The organism is Amycolatopsis sp. NPDC051903 (assembly GCF_044452505.1).
Classification (GTDB): domain Bacteria; phylum Actinomycetota; class Actinomycetes; order Mycobacteriales; family Pseudonocardiaceae; genus Amycolatopsis.
The window spans coordinates 25,156-44,417 of the sequence record NZ_JBITBT010000041.1 but is presented as its reverse complement, the minus strand read 5'-3'; the positions used below and the strand labels follow the sequence as shown (position 1 = coordinate 44,417).

At 70.5% G+C, this 19,262-nt stretch carries 14 protein-coding genes and 1 pseudogene; 6 read left to right on the top strand and 9 right to left on the bottom strand.

Annotated elements, in window-relative coordinates; genetic code table 11:
- Window positions 1-62 precede the first annotated feature (62 nt).
- Genes sbnA through ACIA77_RS43840 form a run of 5 tightly spaced genes read right to left on the bottom strand, consistent with a single transcriptional unit; the run spans window position 63 to window position 9,043 of the window.
- Entirely contained in the window at window positions 63-1,049 is a 987-nt protein-coding gene (gene sbnA / locus ACIA77_RS43860; protein ID WP_395892095.1) for a 2,3-diaminopropionate biosynthesis protein SbnA, read from the bottom strand.
- A gap of 25 nt (window positions 1,050-1,074) precedes the next feature.
- On the bottom strand, window positions 1,075-2,148 hold the full coding sequence (sbnB, locus tag ACIA77_RS43855) for a 2,3-diaminopropionate biosynthesis protein SbnB (protein ID WP_395892094.1): 1,074 nt from the start codon (window positions 2,146-2,148) through the stop codon (window positions 1,075-1,077).
- Window positions 2,145-3,149: a TauD/TfdA family dioxygenase gene (locus ACIA77_RS43850; protein WP_395892093.1), complete on the bottom strand. Its 1,005-nt coding sequence runs from the start codon at window positions 3,147-3,149 to the stop codon at window positions 2,145-2,147. The genes sbnB and ACIA77_RS43850 overlap by 4 nt, the downstream gene beginning before the upstream one ends.
- A 23-nt stretch (window positions 3,150-3,172) precedes the next feature.
- Window positions 3,173-6,424, bottom strand: a complete 3,252-nt coding sequence (locus tag ACIA77_RS43845; protein WP_395892092.1) for an amino acid adenylation domain-containing protein — start codon at window positions 6,422-6,424, stop codon at window positions 3,173-3,175.
- 15 nt (window positions 6,425-6,439) lie between these two features.
- The gene (locus ACIA77_RS43840; RefSeq protein WP_395892135.1) at window positions 6,440-9,043 is read right to left on the bottom strand and encodes a Pls/PosA family non-ribosomal peptide synthetase; all 2,604 of its coding nucleotides are present in this window, start codon (window positions 9,041-9,043) and stop codon (window positions 6,440-6,442) included.
- Between the two features lie 1,326 nt (window positions 9,044-10,369).
- Here ACIA77_RS43840 and ACIA77_RS43835 point away from each other — a divergent pair.
- From ACIA77_RS43835 to ACIA77_RS43825, 3 genes and pseudogenes are all read left to right on the top strand, one after another.
- The gene (locus ACIA77_RS43835) at window positions 10,370-11,314 is read left to right on the top strand and encodes a polysaccharide deacetylase family protein (RefSeq protein WP_395892091.1); all 945 of its coding nucleotides are present in this window, start codon (window positions 10,370-10,372) and stop codon (window positions 11,312-11,314) included.
- A 17-nt stretch (window positions 11,315-11,331) separates the two neighbouring features.
- Window positions 11,332-11,541, top strand: coding sequence for a hypothetical protein (locus tag ACIA77_RS43830; protein ID WP_395892090.1), 210 nt, complete (start codon window positions 11,332-11,334; stop codon window positions 11,539-11,541).
- Window positions 11,538-12,812: pseudogene (locus ACIA77_RS43825) on the top strand (amidase); the annotation flags it as partial. The gene ACIA77_RS43830 and the pseudogene ACIA77_RS43825, both read left to right, overlap by 4 nt.
- Window positions 12,813-12,936: 124 nt before the next feature.
- On the opposite strand, the gene ACIA77_RS43820 reads toward ACIA77_RS43825, so the two are convergent.
- Window positions 12,937-13,569 carry a TetR/AcrR family transcriptional regulator gene (locus ACIA77_RS43820; RefSeq protein WP_395892089.1) on the bottom strand — a complete coding sequence of 211 codons (633 nt, stop codon included), beginning with the start codon at window positions 13,567-13,569 and terminating at the stop codon, window positions 12,937-12,939.
- A gap of 100 nt (window positions 13,570-13,669) precedes the next feature.
- Between ACIA77_RS43820 and ACIA77_RS43815 the strand changes: the two genes are divergently transcribed.
- Entirely contained in the window at window positions 13,670-14,479 is an 810-nt protein-coding gene (locus ACIA77_RS43815; protein ID WP_395892088.1) for an ABC transporter ATP-binding protein, read from the top strand.
- A 32-nt stretch (window positions 14,480-14,511) separates the two neighbouring features.
- Here the strand turns inward: ACIA77_RS43815 and ACIA77_RS43810 are convergent, their stop codons facing one another.
- Complete coding sequence (locus tag ACIA77_RS43810) at window positions 14,512-16,080, bottom strand: Na+/H+ antiporter (protein ID WP_395892087.1); 1,569 nt, start codon at window positions 16,078-16,080, stop codon at window positions 14,512-14,514.
- A 240-nt stretch (window positions 16,081-16,320) separates the two neighbouring features.
- On the opposite strand from ACIA77_RS43810, the gene ACIA77_RS43805 reads away from it, so the two are divergent.
- Complete coding sequence (locus tag ACIA77_RS43805; protein ID WP_395892086.1) at window positions 16,321-16,446, top strand: hypothetical protein; 126 nt, start codon at window positions 16,321-16,323, stop codon at window positions 16,444-16,446.
- A 53-nt stretch (window positions 16,447-16,499) separates the two neighbouring features.
- Here ACIA77_RS43805 and ACIA77_RS43800 read toward each other — a convergent pair whose 3' ends face one another.
- Window positions 16,500-16,748 carry a hypothetical protein gene (locus ACIA77_RS43800; RefSeq protein WP_395892085.1) on the bottom strand — a complete coding sequence of 83 codons (249 nt, stop codon included), beginning with the start codon at window positions 16,746-16,748 and terminating at the stop codon, window positions 16,500-16,502.
- 391 nt (window positions 16,749-17,139) lie between these two features.
- On the opposite strand from ACIA77_RS43800, the gene ACIA77_RS43795 reads away from it, so the two are divergent.
- Window positions 17,140-17,970 carry an SDR family NAD(P)-dependent oxidoreductase gene (locus ACIA77_RS43795; RefSeq protein ID WP_395892084.1) on the top strand — a complete coding sequence of 277 codons (831 nt, stop codon included), beginning with the start codon at window positions 17,140-17,142 and terminating at the stop codon, window positions 17,968-17,970.
- Between the two features lie 103 nt (window positions 17,971-18,073).
- Here the strand turns inward: ACIA77_RS43795 and ACIA77_RS43790 are convergent, their stop codons facing one another.
- Window positions 18,074-19,231: an NAD-dependent formate dehydrogenase gene (locus ACIA77_RS43790; RefSeq protein ID WP_395892083.1), complete on the bottom strand. Its 1,158-nt coding sequence runs from the start codon at window positions 19,229-19,231 to the stop codon at window positions 18,074-18,076.
- Between the last annotated feature and the right edge of the window lie 31 nt (window positions 19,232-19,262).

Sequence of the window (19,262 nt, the reverse complement as noted above, 5' to 3'; positions counted from 1 at the left end):
CGGTTTCCCGGGCAGGCGTCAGCCGCTCGTGTCGTGCTCGGCCGGTCCGCCCGGACCGGAGATCAGTCCAGGCGGAGACCGGCGATCAGCTCGTCCTCGTCGAGCACCTCGTCGCCGTAGAGGTCGTGGAGCCAGTTCGACTGGTAGATCGTGTCGAGGTAACGCTCGCCGAGATCCGGGGCGATGGCGACCGCGGTGAGGTCGCGTCCCTCGTGTTCGGGCAGCCAGCGCATGGCGCCGCTGACGACGGTGCCGGTGGAGCCGCCGAACAGGAACCCGCTGCGGGCCAGGCGGTGGCAGCTGCGGATGGTGTCCGCCTCCTCGACCACGATCACCTCGTCCACGTACCGCTCGTCGAGCAGCGGCGGCCGGACGCTCGTGCCGAGGCCGGGGATCATCCGGCGGCCGGGTTCGCCACCGAAGGTCACCGAACCGGCGCTGTCCACCGCGATGACCCGGACGGGCCGGGGCCACTCGCGGAAGTAGCGGGCACAGCCCATCAGCGTCCCCGTGGTCCCCGCGCCCACGAACAGCACGTCGAGTTCGGGGAACTGACGGGCGATCTCCGGCGCGGTGGTCTGGTAGTGCGCCCGCCAGTTGGCCGGGTTCGCGTACTGGTTCAGCCAGACGTACCGGTCGTCGGCGGCGCACAGCCCGCGCACCAGATCGAGCCGCGCGCCGAGGAAACCACCGGATCCGGCGGGTTGCGAGATCACGTGCACGCGGCTGCCCAGCGCCTCCATGAGGCGCCTGCTGGCCAGGTTGCAGCGCGAGTCGGTGACGCACAGGAACCGGTAACCCTTGCTGGCGGCGACCATGCTGAGCGCGACGCCGAGGTTCCCCGACGACGACTCGACCAGAATCGAATCCGGCTTCAGGAGGCCGTGCCACTCGGCGGCCTCGACCATCTGCGTCGCGGCCTTCAGCTTGATCGACCCGGCGAAGTTGAAGCCCTCGCACTTCAGGAAGAGCGAGTGCCCGAAGATCGGTTCGAGATCGACGTAGAGCTCCTCTTCGTTGAAGTCGAAGGGAACGGATATCACGGGCACGATGACCCCCTCACAGTCAAGCTCGTCAGTGGCCGTAGCGGCTCAGGTCGTGGAAGAAGTCCGGGACGACGTTCAGCTCGCCGGCCCGGGCGACCTCGTCGTGGACGTACTTGCCCACAGCCAGGTCGAGGACCCCGAGACCGAACGGGGAGAACACCACCGGACGGTCGGCCGGCACGGGCACCCGCCCGGCCAGGACGTCGTCCAGCGTGCCGTCCAGGAAGTCCCGGTTTCCCGTGAGCTGCTCGGCCAGGTGCGGCGACGTGCCCGCCTTCAGGCAGTGCTCCACGTCGTCGACGAAGTTGGCCGTGCTCAACAGGAGTTCGGGCGCCAGATCGCGCAGGGACACGTGCAGCACCAACGGGTTGTGGTCGAACCACGACCGGTCGGACACGTGCGGCCGGCCCGCGACGGTGGCGAACACGATCAGGTCGCTCGAGCGGATCAGCGACCCGGGCTCCTCGTGCACCGTGATCCGGCTGCCCGTCCCCGATCTCTCCAGGTAGCCGCGGAACCCGGCGGCGCTCTCGGGCGACAGGTCGTGCACGCCGATCTCGTCGAACTCCCAGCCGGTGGCGGCGAGGAAGGTGTGCACGTACCGGGCGATGAGCCCGGTCCCGAAGAACCCGATGCGGGCCGGGCGCGCCCGGCCCCGGCTCAGCGCGTTCGCGGCGGACGTCGCCAGCGCCGCGGTCCGCGTGGCGCTGATGATCGAGCTTTCCAGGCACGCGAACGGGTAACCGGTGTCGTGGTCGTTGAGGATGAGCACCGCCGAGGCCCGGGGCAGGCCGGACGCGACGTTCTCGGGGAAGCTCGCGATCCACTTGAGACCGTCCACTCGCACCGGTTCGCCGATCGAGGCCGGCAGCGCGATGATCCGCGACGACGGACGGTCGGGGAACCGGAGGAAGTAGGACGGCGGGTTCACCGAATCACCGGCGCTGTGCAGCCGGTAGGTGGCCTCGACCAGCTCGACGATCTGCCGCTCCCGGCCGTCGAGCGCGCGCTGCACCTGGCCGCCGCCGATCACGGCGAACGGGCGGACGGCACTCGCACCGTCGGCCGGGGTCCGGACCGTGGTGGGGCGGGTCGCCGTCATCTCGCACCCACCTCGATCGTGGGCGCGAGGTCGGCCACCCGCACCGGATCGGTCATCCCGACGAGCACCTCGCGGGGTCCCTCGAAGGGTTCCCGGCTGTGCGCGGTCCGGATGTTGTCCACGAGCATGAGGTCGCCCGCCTGCCACGGTTCCCGGGCGGTGTTGGCCTCGTACACGCTGTTCAGCAGCTGCACCACGTCTTCGCCGATCGGGTCGCCACCGCCGAAGCGGGTGTTGAACGGCAGCCCGTCGGGCCCGTAGACGTCGACCAGGTATTCGCGGACCTCGGGGTCCATCGTCCACTCGTTGAGGAACGCGACCTGGTTGAACCAGCAGGGCCGCCCGGTGACCGGGTGGTGCACCACGGCGCTGCGCCGCTGCCGGGTGCGCAACCCGCCGTCGGCCTGCCACTCGAACTCGATGGCGTTGGCACGGCAGTAGTCCTCGATCGCGGCGCGGTCGTCGGTGCCGAACGATTCGGCGAAGGTCGCGCCGATCTCGTCGTTGTAGCTGCGGGTCAGCAGCCACCCCTCCTGCTCGAACCGCCGGACCAGCTCCGCCGGCAGCGCGCCGAGCACCGTCGGCGCGTCGGCCACCGCGGTGGCGCCGCCTTCGGTGGGCGCGCCGAGGCACGCGAACAGCAGCAAGCCCGGGAACTCGAGCCGGTAGCTCAGCTCGTGGTGCATGCACATCGGCTGGTTCTGGGGCCAGGCCGACGACGAGTACACCCCGGCGGAATAGGTTTCGCGCGAAGCGAACGCTTCCCGGTCGGGGATCAGCTCGGTGCCCACGTGCGCGAACACCGCGGCGACGTCGGCAGGGTCGGCCAGGCCGAGTCCCCGGACCAGGACCGAGCCGTGGTCGGCGACGATGGCACGCACCGCGTCCCGGTGCTCACTCGCCCAGGCCGCCGCACTGCCGCCCGGCTCGGCCGGGAGCAGCGGGACGCCGCCCGGCCGCACTTGCACCGCGACCGCGGACGCCGGTGATGAGGAAGTCATGTCTTGTCCTTTCGGCTGGCGCTTCAGGTTGTGGGCACTGGTTCGACGGCGCCAAGGACGAGCTGCGCGGTCCCGGCCGGGTTGGTGCTCGGGAAGTAGTGGCCGCCGCCGTCGATCACCCGTAGTTCGACGTCTTCGGCCAGCAGTTGCCACTCGTCGTGGCGTTCGCGGAAGCCGGCGGTGATCGGGTCGTCGTCCGCGGCGACGACGGTGACCGGGGTGGTCAGCCGCACCGCCGGCGGCATCGCCAGCGCGGACGCGAGGTAGCTGTGCGCGGACACGCAGTCGTAGCGGAACGCGGCGCCGACGCGCTCGGCGCGGTGCGAGCCGAGCCCGGCGACCTCCGGGTAACCGCTGTCGGTGGCCAGCGCCGTGGCGAGCTCGGCGTTGCTCCGCCGGCCCAGCTCGCTGATCGCGGACCGCCGCTCGTCGGCGGTGCCCAGCAGCTGCGCGCCCAGGAACAGCCGGCGCACGTCCACCCCGCGGGCGGCCAGGCGCCGGGCGGTCTCGAACGCGTAGGCGGCGCCCGAAGAGTGGCCCCACAACAGGACCCGCTCCGGGGCCAGGCGGTCGAGCTCCGCGACGACCTGGTCGATCACGTTCGCCATCGGGGTGAACGGCTCGTCGTCGGCGGCCGGATCGTGGCCGGGCAGTTCGACGGCGCGCACCGCCAGCCCGCTGCCTGCCAACGCTTCGGCCAGCGGCCGGAAGTTCACCGCGTTGCCTCCGGCGTACGGGAAGCAGACCAGCACGGCGGCCACGGGACCGGTCTGCTCCGTGAGCGGCTGGAGCAGGTCCCCGGTGCGGGGGCGGGACTGGTCCTCGAGCAGCTTCGCCTGCTCGGCGAGCACCGGGTGCCGCGTCAGGTCGGCGAGCGACACCGCGCGATCCAACGCGACGGCCAGCTTCACCGCCGAGAGCGACGTGCCGCCCCGGTCGAAGAAGTGGTCCTGCCGGCTGATCTTCTCCGGCGCGAGACCGAGCACCCCGGCCCACGCGGTCGCGAGCCGGCGCTCCGCCGGCGTGGCCGGGGCGTCGTACTCCTGGTCGGCCGATTCGAGTTCCGCCGCCAGCGCGGTCAGGGACTTCTTGTCGATCTTGCTGTTGGCGGTGAGCGGAAGCCGTTCCCGCCAGTGGAAGGCCGACGGGACCAGGTATTCGGGCAGCGACTCGCTCAACCGGGCTTGCACCGCGCCCGCGGGCAGCGGTTCGGCGGCGGAGTAGAACGCCACCAGGTGCTTGGTGCCGCCACCCCGCTCGGCGACCACCACGGCGCCGTCGTGGACACCGGGCACGCGCAGCAGCGCGTTTTCGACCTCGCCGATCTCGATCCGGAAGCCCGAGATCTTCACCTGGCTGTCGCGGCGGCCGAGGAACTCCAGCTTGCCCCCGGGGATCCAGCGGCCCCGGTCGCCACTGCGGTAGAGCCGCTCGCCCGCCCGGTACGGGTCGGGCAGGAACGCCGCGCGGGTCCGCTTGAGGTCGTTCACGTACCCGCGGCCCACGCACACGCCGGAGAACACGATCTCGCCCGGCGCCCCCAGCGGCACCGGCTGCAGGTGCTCGTCGACGACACCCACGCGCACGTTGGTGATCGGCCGGCCGAGCGGGACCCGTTCGGAGTCCGGCACGCGGTCCATGACCTCGTGGTTGGTGTCGTCGGAAGTCTCGGTGAGGCCGTAGGCGTTGACCAGCTTGACGTCCGGGTACGCCGCGAACCAGCGCTGCGCCAGCTCCTTCTTGAGGGCTTCGCCGGTCACCGACACGCACCGCAGGTCCGGCAGCGGACTCGGGTGGCCTTCGGTGAAGGACAGGACGACCTCGAGGTAGGACGGCACGACCTGCGCGACCGCGACTCGGCCGCGGGCGATCCGGTCGACGAACCGTTCGGCGTCGAGGATCACCTCCTGCTCGACGATCAGGGTCCGCCCGCCCACGAGCAGTGCCGCCAGCAGCTGCCACAGGGAGATGTCGAAGCACTGCGGCGCGGTCTGCGCGACCACCGAGCCCTCGGTGACCCCGAGGTCGTCGATCTTCGCGAGCAAGTGGTTCAGCATCCCCGCGTGCTCGCACATCGCGCCCTTGGGCTCACCGGTGGAGCCGGAGGTGAAGTAGATGTAGGCGAGCTGGTCGGCGGAGACCTCGACGCCGAGGTCGGTGCCGGCCCGGTTCTCCGCACAGGCCATTTCGACGTGCATCGGCTGCACGGCGGGCAGCAGCTCCAGCGCCTGCTCGAGCGTGGCCGTGCTGCCCGGTTCGGTCAGGACCAGCTCGCAGCCGGCGCGGCGCAACGTCGTGGCGATCCGCTCGGGCGGGAAGTGCGGTTCGAGCGGCAGGTACGCGCCGCCGGCCTTGAACACGGCGAGCACGGCGGTGAGCCAGTCGAGGTTCCGCTCGGTCACCACGCCCACCACGTCTTCGCGGCGCACCCCGTGGGCGATCAGCGCGCGGGCCAGGCGGTTGGCTCGTTCGTTGAGCTCGCCGTACGTCCAGGCGTGCTCGCCGTGGACCACGGCGAGCGCTTCCGGGTGGCGCCGCGCCCGCTGCTCGAACAGCTGGTGCGCCCGCAGATCGGGCAGCGGCCGAGGCGGTCCGGCGAGCTCGTCGAGCTGGAACCGGAGTTCTTCGGGGGAGAGCAGGCTCTGCCCGGCGTGCTCGGCGTCCGGATCCGCCACCAGCAGCGCGAGCGCGGTGACGTGGTAACCGGCGATCCGGGCCGCTTCTTCGGCGTCGATCGCGTCGGTGCGGTAGCGCAACCGCACGGAAAGCCGCAGCCCGCGGACCACGAAGCCGACGCGCAGCAGCGCCGCACCGCCGAGCGCCCCGTCGCCGACGGGATCGAACACAGCCTCGGCGACCGGGCCGGTCACGCCGAGGTCTCGCCGCAGCTTGGCGACCGGGAAGTCCCGGTGGGACAACAACTCCGCTTCGGCTCGCGCGGCCTCGCGCACCACATCCCGCCAAGTGCCGGACTCGGTCGCCAGCCGGCACGGCAACGTCCGGCCTTCCGGCGTGACGTAGCCGGTCACCACTTCGGGTTCGCCGCTCAGCGCGGCGAGCACCTTGGCGTGGGCGGCGAGCAGCACCGCGCTGCGCGGGATCCCCAGTTCCCGTGCCAGGCGGCGCACGCCCGCGGCCACTTCACCGGGCAGCTTCTGCGTCCGCTTCCCCGCGCCCGCGGCCGAACCCGGTCCCCACCGCGGGATCGCCGTGGCTCCCCCGGCCACGAGCACGTCCCGCCAGAACCGGTCGTCGGCTCTCGCTGGCTCTCCCATGTGTCTCCCCTCCACTCACCGTCTGAACAGGCCGGCCGGCCGCTTTCCGTTGACGACGGTGATACTCCCGTTCGCCCGTCCGTTGCCCTCCGGCGGCCGGCGATGCCTGCCGCCCGGCCGGGGCTTGTGGTCCCGTTCCCCGGTCGGCTGGCCGGCCCGGACCTCCCTGGCCGGGTTGCCCTCCCACCGGGTGTGCGGCGGTACGTCTTCTCCCTTCATCAGGAAGGAATCGGCGGCGAGGACCGCGCCCTCGCCGACCGTCGCTCCGTAGTGGACCCAGGCACCGACCCCGACGGTGGAGCGCGCGCCCACGACGATGCGGTCGGCCTTGAACGCACCGTCCTCCTGGGAGTGGCACTGCACGTGGCAGCCGACGTTGAGGGTGGCCTCGTCGCCGATCGTCACGAGTGTTTTCTCGGGCAGTCCGGCGCCGTCGTCGAAGACGCGCTTGCCGACCTTGACCCCCAGCAGCCGCCACGCGAGGTTCTTGAACGGTGTCCCGTTGAACGCCTGGACGTGCACCGTGGACAGTGCGGCCTTCCAGAACCGCTCGTGCCGCCAGAAGCGTTTGTCGTAGATCGAGCAGTACAGCGGTCGCAGCGGGTGGATCGCGATGGACGCGCGTTCCACGAGCGTGAAATACAGGGCGCTGAACAGCAGCGTGGCGACCGAGGCCACCGCCACCGCCGAGACCCCGAACCGCGGGAAGAGGTCGACCGTGAACCAGCCCAGCATCGTGATGCCGAAGAAGTAGAACCAGCGCACCAGCAGGAACATCAACGCGGTGACGGCGTTGTGCCGGTTCTTCGCGGCCAGCCGGCGGCGCAGTTCGTCCCCGGATCTCAAGTGGTCGAACTGGCGATCACGCGCGACCGTGCGGGGGATCTCGAAGCTCGGTGACCCCAGCAGCCCGACGTTCTCGCGGACCGGGCCGTCCACGGGCACCAGGACCTTCGTGGCGAGCAGGCAGTTCTCCCCGGTCCGCCCCTGCGAGGGGTAGACGACCATGTTGCCCAGGAAGTTGTGCCCGCCGATGGCCGCCCGCGACACCTTGAACGACGTGCTCGAGTAGTCGGCGTTCACCACGGACAGCCCGTCGGCGACCATCGTGCCGCTGCCGATGGTGCTCTGGAACGGCGTCTCGTGCTTGACCCCGGTGCCGAAGTTCGAACCCGTCTGCTCGACGTCGGGCATCCGGTAGCCGAGGTAACGCAGGTAGTGCACGATCGCGGAGCTGTCGCCGAACACGCTCAGGAAGAACTTGAAGTTGCTGATCAACCGGATCGCCCGCACGATCGAGTAGCGCAGGCTGTAGAGGCGGTAGACCTTGTCCTGCTTCAGTGCGAGGTTGAGCACGCGCGGGACGACGGCGATGAAGAGCAGCCCGATCAGCGAGACGCCGAAGAAGATCACGAGCGTGACCGCCACCGCGTCGCGGTAGAACTGCCAGTTCCCGAGGGAAAGCACGGGCGTGGTGAGCGTCGTCGAGAGGCGCGGGACCTTGGCGATCAGCAGGTCCACGCCGCCGATCGCCAGCGGCAGGTAGAGCAGCAGCATGGTCAGCAGTTGCGAGACGCCGTAGCAGAACCGGCGGAACATGCCGCAGTGCGCGGGGCCGACGCCGCGGTAGTCCGCTTCGGTGCGCAGCGCCGGCGACCCGTGCCAGTGCTCACCGGCGGGCACGGCCTGCCCGGGGTGCAGCGACGAGACGTGCCCCAGCTGGGATCCGTCGCCCATCGAGCAGCCGATGTCGAGCACCGACAGCTCACCCACGAACACGTCCTTGCCGAGGGTCACCGGCCCGGTCCGGATCACTCCGGCCTCGGCCCGGTAGCCGGTGAAGAACGAGTCCTTGCGGATCACCGACCCTTCACCGATCGTCAGCAGGTCGGTGCACACGGGCACGTTGCGGGAGAAGATGGCCACGCCGCGGCCGATCTTCGCGCCCAGCGCTTTGAGGTACAGGGTGTACAGCGGCGAGCCCAGGAACAGCAATGCCACCGGGTTGCGCTGCACCAGCGTCTTCACGAGCCAGAACCGGAAGTAACCGAGGGTCCACACGCGGATCCGCCGCGGCTTCCACCGGCCGATGAGCACCCACTTCGCCACGATCGGCAGGAGGCACAAGCCGATGAAACTCGCGCCGGCGAACAGCACCAGCCGGACGTAGACGTCCAGCAGGGTGGGCGCGGCGTAGACCCACGAGGTCCCGCGCACCACCAGCACCGCGGCGAGGTAGGAGTAGCCCAGGAAAGTCAGGAACTGCAGCAGTCCGCAGAGGACGTACCACCCGGCCCCGGCGCGCCGGGTGTCGAGTGGCTCTTCGGCGAGCGCCGGAGCCCGCTCACGGTCGGTGACCAAGGCCGCCGCCTCCGCCATCGCGGGCTCGTCGTCGGTGAGCGCGGTCGCGAGGCTGCGGGCTGTGGGGTTGGCGTAGACGTCCTTCATCGACACCGACGGCACGTCGGCGCGCTTGCGCACCTTGGCGCAGAAGTGGGCCATCACCAGCGAGTTGGCGCCCAGGTCTTCGAAGAAGTGGCTCTCGGCCGCCACTCGATCGACCTTCGCCACGGTCGCGAGCACCTCGGTGTAAACGCGCTCGGTGCGAGCCGCGGTGATGGCGTGCTTGCCGTACCCCCGTAGAGATTCAATCCGACGGTCTGTCAGGAACTCATCGGATTCGCTCGGGCTCCGGCTCTGCTTTTTCCCACCACGTTGTCACCCACCTCTCTTGCAGGACCGGCCAGCCATGCCGGCGTCGTTTCGGGGTGGTGCGACACCCACCCTAATACTCAAGGACGTGTCATCGAAACCGAACCCGCCCTTACGGACACATTACGACGCCAGGATCTTCTCGTCCCGAGAGCGTTTTCCGTGGTGTCGACCTTTTTTGTTGACGGGCCCGTTCGCGGGGGCCAGGGCAGCCTGATTTTTCCTGATCTGCCAAGGATTTAGCCGAGTGTGGTGAGGTGGTCGCGTCCGGTGTCGAACCGCTGGGCGCGCAACCGCGCAGCGTCGCCGGCTGATCACACTCGCCTATTCGAGGACTTCGTGTTTCGCCGCTGCGACACTGTTGTCGTGACCATTCCTGAACTTGATCTCCCGATTTCGCACGCGGCCGCACTGTGCGAGGAGCGGGCCGGGGATGAAATGCTCCAAGCCCGTCGGGGGGAGCTTATTTATTGACTTGACGTGGACTTGATTTTGATGGTCGCGATGAGTGCCGCGCGGACCGCGCACACCTGACCACCCGGTGCAACAATGTGGTTGCCGCTCCTGATCTTGCGCGTTGCGCCGTGCTCGTGCGGGTTGTGTGGTGATCAGGTGTGCCGCGGTGAAGACCACCTTTCAGGATCTTGTTCGACCTCCAGTGAATCTTGTGCGAGAAGGGCCGCCGGTGCGCCTCCGGCGGAGCGATCCGCACGCGTCTTTCGGCGCAAAACGGACACCGGGGCCGGCCGGTCTTCGCGCGGCGGACTCGCGAACGGCCGCGGTGGTCGAGGCAGCTCTTCGTCACTTTCCGTGTCCGTCAGGGTGGTGAGCGGGAAGGCGCGCTGCCGATCCCCGGACGCCTCGGCCGACGTGGTCGAGTCCGATTTCGTTGCCGTGCGGGAATCCGGGCCGCCCCTTCGGTTCGACGTCCGAGCCGGTCGGACGAGTCGATCTCTGCCGCGGTTGAGGGCGGCCGGTCCGGCAGCGGCCGTCGTCGGTGATGGTGTTGTCGACGAAGGTGCGCCCAGCGGAGCAGGCTGAAACTTTCCACCCGGCGCCGCGCGCCGACCGCCGCAACCCTGGAATCGTCGCGTGCGAGCCCTGCCCACCACCTTGAGCAGGTTCTGAATATCAGGATTACGGTTTCGATTTGCAGAACTTGTTGGTAGCATCTCGGCACTGTCCGGCGAGGACCGCGAACGCCGACCGATCCGGTGTGGGAAAGGAACGACGATGGCCGCGCAGAAGAATCCTCCGTACCGGCACTGGCCGCGCCCCGGCCGCCCGGGCCGGCTGTTCCCCGGCGGCCGGCGGATGGCGTGTTACGTGGCGGTCAACGTCGAGCACTTCGAACCCGGCCGCCCCTCGACGAGCCGGACGTCGGTGACTGCTGGACTCCCGGTCGACCCGTTGAACCACGGCTGGCGCGACTACGGGGCCCGGATCGGCTTCTGGCGGCTGCTTCGCGCGATCGACGCGCACGAACTGCCCGTCTCGGCGCTGCTGAACTCCGACGCGGCCGAGCGGTACCCGGAGATCGTCGCCGCCGGCCGTGAGCGGGGCTGGGCCTTCCTGGGCCACGGGCGCACGAACAGTCGGCTATGGACGGGGCTGGACCCGGAAACGGAGCGGGCGGAGCTGACCGCGATCCGCGACGTCCTCACCGAGGCGACCGGGTCGGCTCCGCGCGGGTGGCTGGGGCCGGCGCTCACCGAGACCGAGCACACCGTCGACCTGCTGGCCGAGCTCGGGTTCACCTACTCGCTGGACTGGATCGCGGACGATTTCCCGTTCCCGATCGAGGTTTCGTCCGGGGTGCCGTTCGCGTCCGTGCCGTACTCCATCGAAATCAACGACATCCCCGTGTTCGTCGACCAAGGGCTGCCACCGAGCGCGTTCACGCAGCTGGTCGCGGACCAGTTCACCACGCTGCACGAGGAATCCGCGGACCAGCCGGGCGCGGTGTTCACGCTGTCGCTGCACCCGTTCCTGGTCGGGCAGCCGTTCCGCGCCCGGGCACTGGCCGAGGCGCTCGCCGTGATCAGCGGCCACCCGGACGTCTGGTACGCGAACTCCGATCGGATCGCCGAGTGGTACCTCGCGGAAGGGCACGCGGCCGACCGCCGGGAGATCGACCGGCTTCACGACAACGTTTCCGCGCCGTCGGGGCGCCGGTGACCCCGAAGGGGCAGCCAATGGCCACGACACCTACGGATTCGGCTGCGCTGAGGCGCCTCGAAGTCCTGCTGGACCACGCCGGGGTGCCGGCGACCGGCCGCAAGGTTCGTGAATTTCCGCGTGACGCGGTCGAAATCGTCGAGCTGAGCCGCGCGGCGAGCCGGTACGAACTCGGCGACACGATGCCCTCGGCGATGTCGGCCGGCGAAGGGGAGGGACTGGCGTGAGCTCGGAACTACTCGATCAGCCGCTGTCCGCGCTCTCGGCGCTGGTGGCCGCCCGTGAGGTCAGCCCGGTGGAACTGGCGGAACACACGCTGAAGCGGCTCGCCGCGTGGGAGCCCGAACTGCACGCCTTCGCGACGGTCACCGAGGAGTCCTTCCTCGCGCAGGCCCGGGCAGCCGAGACGGCCATCGCCGCGGGGCGAAGATCCGGGCCCCTGCAAGGAATCCCGGTCGCGGTGAAGGATCTGTTCGACACGCGCGGAGTGGTGACGGCGGCCGGGTCGGCGGTCCGCGCGGACCACCTGCCGGACCGGGACGCGGCGGCCGTCGAGCGGGTGCTCACGGCCGGTATGCCGATCGTCGGGAAGACCACCACGCACGAGTTCGCGCACGGCGGCACCACACCCGGCACCGCCAACCCGTGGGACCTGACGCGGATCCCTGGCGGTTCCAGCGGCGGCTCCGGTGCCGCCGTCGGCGCGGGCATCGTGCATGTGGCACTGGGCACGGACAGCGCCGGTTCCGTCCGCATCCCGGCCGCGGTGTGCGGCGCGGTCGGGTTGAAACCCACGTACGGCCGGGTTTCCCGGTTCGGGGTGACCCCGTTGTCGTGGGCGCTGGACCACGTCGGCGCGATCACGCGGAACGTCCGGGACGCCGCGTGGATCCTGGCGGTGCTCGCCGGCCCGGATCCCCGCGACGCCGGCACCGCCGGGCCCGCGGCGGCCTTCCACGCGCACCTGGACGACGACGTCGCCGGCCTGCGCGTCGGGATCCCGCAGAACTACTTCACCGAACGGTGCGCCCCCGACGCTTCGCGCGCGGCCGCCAGCGCGGCGGCGACGCTGGCAGCCGCCGGAGCGGACCTGATCCCCGTGGTGATCCCCGAACCGGACGCCATCCCCGTCGTCGAGTGGACCTTGCTGACCGCCGAGGCGAGCGCGTACCAGTCCCGCACGCTGCGGCGCACCCCCGACCTGTTCGGGGACGACGTCCGCCTGCTCACCGAGGTGGGCGAAGCGATCCTCGCCACCGATTACCTCAACGCCCAGCGGCTGCGCACCGTCGTCCGCGGCCGGTTCAAGCAGCTGTTCGAGCACGTCGACGTCCTGCTGACCCCCACGGTGTCCGCGCCGGCCGCCCCGCGCGCCGACCCGTACATCCGCTGGCCCGACGGCGTCGTCGAGGGCGCGTCGGAGGCCTACACCCGCTTCTGCCTCCCCGCGAACGTCACGGGCCTCCCCGCGCTGCAGCTCCCCGCCGGGCTCACGGCCGCCGGACTGCCGCTCGGAGTGCAGCTGATCGGCCGCCCGTTCGCCGAGAACACCTTGCTCTCCGCGGGCTCGCCCTCGAACGCCAATCGGCCGAACGACGCCTCCCGCCGGTCCCGTGACTCGGTCAGCCACGCTCGGGTGACGTCAGGTAGGCCAGCGCCAGCTCGGTCGTTTCGGTGGCCCACGTGGTCCAGGACAGGCCGTCGGACCAGAACCGGCTCGTGGCGGCCCGGTGCACGCACGAGCCGATCACGGTTCGAGCGGCCATCCGCACGGCCGGCGCGCGATCCGGCCGGCGGACCTCCCCGAGGCACGGCTCGGCAGCTTCGACGAGGGCCTGCTGGATCGAGGCCAGAGCTTGCAGGCCGCGTTCACGTCCTTCGGCGCGCTGGCCGTCGAGCAGTTCCGGGAAGATCCGGTCGTGGTGCGCGAAGGTGCGTGCCAGCGCCCCGGTGAACGCACCGAAGACCTCGCGCAGCCCGGGCGCCGACGAGCGAAGTGCGTCGCTCACGCTGGTCTCCAGCTGCCCGAGCACCTGGTCCTTGACGGCGTGCAGTAGCTGGTCCTTGCCCGAGAACCGGCGGTAGATCGCCCCCACCGACAGCCCCGCCCGCTCGGCCACCGCCGCGACGGTGAATTCCGCGATGCCCCCGTCGGCCAGCACGCGCTCGGCCGCGGCCAGCACCTTCTGCAGGGACGCCCGGCTGCGAGCTTGCTGCGGAGGGCGAAAGCCCTGCTCGACGGTCTGCTGACTCACCGGCCGCACGTTACCTCGCGCCGCGGGGTGCCGGAACGCCGCCTGGATGCGAATGATAATTTCCGTTCGCATTCGGTCGGCGGCGTGAGGGGACGGCAGCATGGTGAGCATCGAGGTGACGGGCGCCTACGTCGATTTCCCGATCTTCGAAGCCAAGACCCGCTCGCTCAAGAAGCGGGTGCTGGGCAAGGTCGGCGGCAAGATCGGCACGGCGGCGAAGGTCCCGCTCATCGAGGCGCTGCAGGACATCACCCTGTCCCTGCGCGACGGCGACCGAGTGGGCTTGGTCGGGCACAACGGCGCCGGCAAGTCCACGCTGCTGCGGCTGCTGTCCGGAATCTACGAGCCGACCCGGGGCAGTACCCGCGTCGTCGGGCGGATCGCGCCGGTGTTCGACCTCGGCGTGGGCCTGGACCCGGAAGTGTCCGGCCGCGAGAACATCCTGATCCGGGGCCTGTTCCTGGGCATGACCCGCAAGCAGATGGAGAAGCGGGTCGACGACATCGCGGAGTTCACCGAACTCGGTGATTACCTGCACCTGCCCCTGCGCACCTACTCCGCCGGTATGCGCGTGCGGCTCGCGCTCGGCGTGGTGACCACCATCGACCCCGAGATCCTCATCCTCGACGAAGGCCTCGGCGCGGTCGACGCGGCGTTCATGGCCAAGGCGCGCCAACGGCTGGTGGACCTCGCCCGCCGTTCCGGCGTGCTGGTGTTCGCCTCCCACTCCGACGAACTGCTGTCGGACCTGTGCACCTCCGCCCTGTGGATGGACGGAGGCCGCATCCGGATGGGCGGCTCCCTGCGCGAGGTCCTCACGACCTACAAGGGCGTCCCACCGGCCACGGGACCGCAGGGAGTGACCGCTGAAATGCCGGATTCGCCCATGGCGCAAGAGCAGGTCGGATAACCGCGTGCCTTGGGCAGGCTGCGCCCGGCGGTTCACCGCGGTTCGTCGTCTCCCAGGCCGGCGTGTTCGAGGTCGAGCAAGCGCTGGATGCGGCGCCGGGTGGTGTCGGTGATGGTGCCGAGGGCGAAGAGCCTCGTGAGTTCGGCTGCTTCGACGTCGAGGGTTTCCCGCCGCAGCGTGCGGTAGGCGTCGTAGCGGGTGGTGTCGGTCGGTTCGGTGTCTTCGTCGAGGCGGATCCGGGCGATGCGGGCGCGCCAGCTGGTCTGGAGCTCGTCGAGCACGAAGGCCGGGGCGGATTCGGTTTCGGCGAGGTGCTCGAGGTGGCTCAGGCCGGCTTCGGCGAGGCGCAGCCGGGCGCGGCTCTGTTCCTGCTGGATGTCGCCGGGGTCGAGGGCGATACCGGACCGGCGGACGAGCGGCGCGAGCGTGAAGCCCTGCACGACGAGGGTGAGCACGATGACCGCGGTGGTCAGCAGGAGGACCAGGTCGCGGGAGGGCAGCGGGGCACCGTCGAGCGCGACGACCGGGAGTGACAGGGCGGCGGCGAGCGGGACGACGCCGCGGGCGCCGGCCCACGAGACGACCGCGGGTACTTGCCAGGAGATGCGTTGCCCACCGCGGCGTTGGCGCAGCGCGGAGAGCGCGAAGACCAGAACCAGGCGGACGAGCACGAGTGTCGCGGCGAGCGCGAGCGCTTGGAGCAGCCACCAGGGACTGTTTCCGGCGACGCGTCTCACCAGGGCCGGCAGCTGCAGCCCGATCAGACCGAAGACGACGCTTTCGAGCAGGAACACGACGGTCTCGTAAACAGCGCCGACCTGGATGCGGATCCGCGCGGTGGTCAGTCGTTCCGCCTGCGTGCCCAGCAGCACGCTCGCGACGACGACCGCGGTCACGCCCGACCCGCCGACGGATTCGGCGAGCACGTACGCCGCGTATGGCGTGACCAGGGAAACGACCGCCTCCAGGACCGGGTCCTCGGTGCGGCGCCGGATCACGAAGGCACCGGCCGCGATCAGCAGCCCGACGATCAGGCCGCCGCCGGCGAGCAGGGCGAACTCGCCCGCGGTCCGGCCCCAGGACACGGCGCCGCCGGCGATGACCATGAACAGCCCGACTCGGAACAGCAGCAGGCTGGTCGCGTCGTTGAAGAGGCTTTCGGCCTGGATGAGCGCCTGCACCCGGGGCGGCAGCGCGAGCCGGCGCGCCAGCGCGGTGACGGCGACCGGGTCGGTGCTGGCGAGGATCGCGCCGAGTACGAACGCCATGCCGACCGGCATCGGCGTCACGGCCACCGCAACACCGACGACGGCCGCCGCCGAGAGCAGCACCAAGCCGACCGCGAGGGTCGCGACGGGCCGGCCGACGGTCCGCAGGTCGCGCCACGGCAGTTCCGCACCGGAGGCGAAGAGCAGTGGCGGGAGCACGATCAGGCTGATCACGTCGGGCGTGACGGTGATCGCGGGGACCCCGGGGAGCAGGCCCACGACCACCCCCGCGACCACGAGCAGGGAAGGCGCGGGCACCCGGAGGCGGATCGCGAAGGCTGCGACCACGGTCGCGATCACGACCAGGAACAGTACTGTCTCGACCCCGCGCATGATCGGCCTCTTCTCGCCCGTTCTCCTTGCCGACCAGACTTCCCGGCGCACCCGGCGAAAACCTTACGACAGGTGCGCGGCGGACGAGGCGCGATTCCGGCCCCGCACGGTGCCGCGGACTCAACGGGCTGTCAACTTCCGCCCACGCCGCGTCAAGGAAGCGTGATCAGCCGTCGTCGGCCGGTCCCGGTGGGACACACTGCTCGCTGCGCCCGGCGGCGGCACGGGAGAGAGTGATCGGTGAACGGCCTCGAATACTCGGTGATGCTCATCGGCGTTTTCCTGCTGATCGCGCTCGCGCTCCGCGGCGCCCAGCGGTGGCGGGACCCGGACCGCCGGAAGCGGGCTCGTCGCCGGCGCCGGTGACGGTGCACCGGATCTCCCGGCCGGCTCGGGCGAAAGGCGACCGGGTGCAGCCGTCAGCTGTCGGATACGGAGATCCCGCGGAACGCCTCTTGGGCCGCGTGGATGCAGCCGAGGATGTCGTGGGCGAGCTGTCCGGGTGGGCGAAGCGCCGCGGATTCGGTGATGCGCAGGTCGACGACCGCGCCGTCGAGCGCGACCAAGACCGAAACGGCGCCGTCGTGACTGCTGTGGCTGATGAGCACGCTTCCGGCTCGGGGTCCGGGAATCCGGCTCGTGGTCTGGAGGTCGGGGTCGGCTGGCATGGCACTCCCGTCTGTGCTCGGATCTTGTGACCATGGCCCTTGTGGACAGCAGGTGCCGCGGGCGGGCACAACGCGTTGACGGCGCGGCCGGCCTTATTCGCGGGTTCTTTACGCCGGAACGCGGCGCAGGTACCCCGGCACTGCGGGTTTTCCGGCGCTGCAAGGAAAACGCAAGTTCGGCGGAGTGCTCCTTGCCCCGGCCCGACCGGTGGGCTTCGCTCCACGGTATGGGCAGAGGTGGCGTTCGCGCGCACGCGGCTGCCGTGCGCCACGACGACCGGCCACCTGATCCGTCGCCGGCCGTCGCTTCGGTGCCCGCGCCCGGGTGACGGCCGGCCGGCGAACCACTTCCAGCGGCGCCCTCGCGCCCCAAATCCATTGTGGACGGACCATGCCCGAAAACCGCGTCATCATGCTCACCGGAAGCACCGACGGCATCGGCTACGAAACCGCGCGGCGGCTCGCCACTCCCGGCACCACCGTCGTCGTGCACGCGCGGAACGAGGAGGAGGGCTCAGCGGCCTACCGGCGACTCGTCGACTCCGGCGTCGATGCCCGCCGGCTGCAGCCCGCGATCGCCGACTTCGCCGATCTCCGCCAGGTGGCCGACCTCGCCGCCGCGGTCGCCGACACCTACCCGCGGCTCGACGTCCTGGTCAACAACGCCGGCATCGGCGGCACCAACCACCGCACCGTCACCAAGGACGGGCACGAGCAGACCTTCCAGGTCAACTACCTCGCCCCCTACCTGCTGACCCGGCTGCTCGAAAACACGCTCGCCGCGTCGCCCGTCGGCCGCGTCGTGAACGTCAGCTCGTCGCTGCACCGAGGCGGCCGGATCAACTGGACCGACCCGAGCTGGAAGCGCCGCTACAACCGCGGAGCCGCCTACGCGCAGTCGAAGCTCGCGCTGACGATGTTCACCGCCGCCTTGACCGAACTGGAGCCCAAGATCCACGAGGCGATCAGCGTGCACCCCGGCATCATCGCGACCGGCATGCTCGCGCACTACAGCTATCGCGGCCGCCCCGTGAGCGAAGGAGCCGAAGTCGTCGCCCGCCTCGCCGACCCCGAGGCGAAAGTCCTCAACGGCTGCTTCTACGACGGCCGGCTCCCCGCCAGGGCCGCGTCGGCGGCGGTCGATCCGGAATCGGTCGGGAAGCTGTGGCGGGTCAGCGAGCGCATGACCTCGCTGGAGCAGCACCGGACGCCGCGGGCGTGAGCTTCGGTGGTGCGCCCGCGTGAACTCGCGGGCGCACCGCCGGCTGCAGCACGGCCTGCTGCAGCCGGCGGTGCGCACTTCCCGTCAGAGCGCGGGAGCCTTCTCACCTCGCGCTGTAGGAGTGCCGGCCCGTTCCGGCGAGCTTGCCGCCTTCGACGATCAGGTACTCGTCGCGGATCGGTTTGCCCGCGAAGAAGCATTCGAGGATCTCGCGGGTGCCGGCGGCGTACCTGGCCTGCGCCGACAGCGAGGTGCCGGACGTGTGCGGAGTCATCCCGTGGTGTGGCATCGTCCGCCACGGGTGGTCCCGCGGGGCCGGCTGGGGGAACCAGACGTCGCCGGCGTAGCCGGCCAGTCGGCCCGATTCCAGCGCGCGCACGACCGCGTCCCGGTCGCAGATCTTGCCCCGCGCCGTGTTGATCAAGTAGGCGCCCCGCTTCATCCGGCCGATCAGGGCGTCGTCGAACATGTTCTCGGTCTCGGGGTGCAGCGGGCAGTTGATCGTGACGACGTCGCACACCCGGACCATCGACCCGACGTCCGGGTGGTAGGTGACGCCCAGTTCCTCTTCGACCTCCGGTGGGAGCCGGTGCCGGTCGGTGTAGTGCAACCGGACGTCGAACGGCTTCAACCGGCGCAGCACCGCCGTTCCGATCCGGCCCGCGGCGACGGTGCCGACGTCCATCGCCTCGAGGTCGTAGGAGCGGGAGACGCAGTCCGCGATGTTCCACCCGCCGTCGAGCACCCACTGGTGGGCCGGGAGGTAGTTGCGGACCAGGGACAGGATCATCATCACGACGTGTTCGGACACGCTGACGCTGTTGGAGTACGTGACCTCCGCGACCGTGATCCCGTGGTCGATCGCAGCCGAGAGGTCGACGTGGTCCGAACCGATCCCGGCTGTGATCGCGAGCTTCAGCTCAGGTGCCTTGGCGATCCGTTCGGCGGTCAGGTACGCGGGCCAGAAGGGCTGCGAGATCACCACCTCGGCGTCCGGGAGTTCCCGCTCGAACACCGAGTCGGGTCCCTCCTTGTCGGACGTGACCACGAGTTCGTGGCCGGCCGATTCGAGGAAGCGGCGCAGCCCGAGCGCACCGGACACGCTGCCGAGCAGCTCGCCCGGCGTGAAGTCCAGTGCGCTCGGGCTGGGCGTGGTCTGGCCACCCGGGTACCGATCGATCCGGGGAACGCCGTCCCGCGCGTACGAACTCGGGTAGCCGTCGACGGGGTCGTCGTAGAGCACGCAGAGCACTTTCGCCATGGGGGCGGTCCCTTCGCTCGGTCGAAACGGG

Coding starts and splice junctions, on each gene's coding strand:
- ACIA77_RS43800 (WP_395892085.1), bottom strand. CDS start 16,748: ATGCCAGCCGACCCCGACCTCCAGACCACGAGCCGGATTCCCGGACCC.
- ACIA77_RS43790 (WP_395892083.1), bottom strand. CDS start 19,231: ATGGCGAAAGTGCTCTGCGTGCTCTACGACGACCCCGTCGACGGCTAC.
- ACIA77_RS43815 (WP_395892088.1), top strand. CDS start 13,670: ATGGTGAGCATCGAGGTGACGGGCGCCTACGTCGATTTCCCGATCTTC.
- ACIA77_RS43810 (WP_395892087.1), bottom strand. CDS start 16,080: ATGCGCGGGGTCGAGACAGTACTGTTCCTGGTCGTGATCGCGACCGTG.
- ACIA77_RS43835 (WP_395892091.1), top strand. CDS start 10,370: ATGGCCGCGCAGAAGAATCCTCCGTACCGGCACTGGCCGCGCCCCGGC.
- ACIA77_RS43845 (WP_395892092.1), bottom strand. CDS start 6,424: ATGGGAGAGCCAGCGAGAGCCGACGACCGGTTCTGGCGGGACGTGCTC.
- ACIA77_RS43795 (WP_395892084.1), top strand. CDS start 17,140: ATGCCCGAAAACCGCGTCATCATGCTCACCGGAAGCACCGACGGCATC.
- sbnB (WP_395892094.1), bottom strand. CDS start 2,148: ATGACGGCGACCCGCCCCACCACGGTCCGGACCCCGGCCGACGGTGCG.
- ACIA77_RS43830 (WP_395892090.1), top strand. CDS start 11,332: ATGGCCACGACACCTACGGATTCGGCTGCGCTGAGGCGCCTCGAAGTC.
- ACIA77_RS43850 (WP_395892093.1), bottom strand. CDS start 3,149: ATGACTTCCTCATCACCGGCGTCCGCGGTCGCGGTGCAAGTGCGGCCG.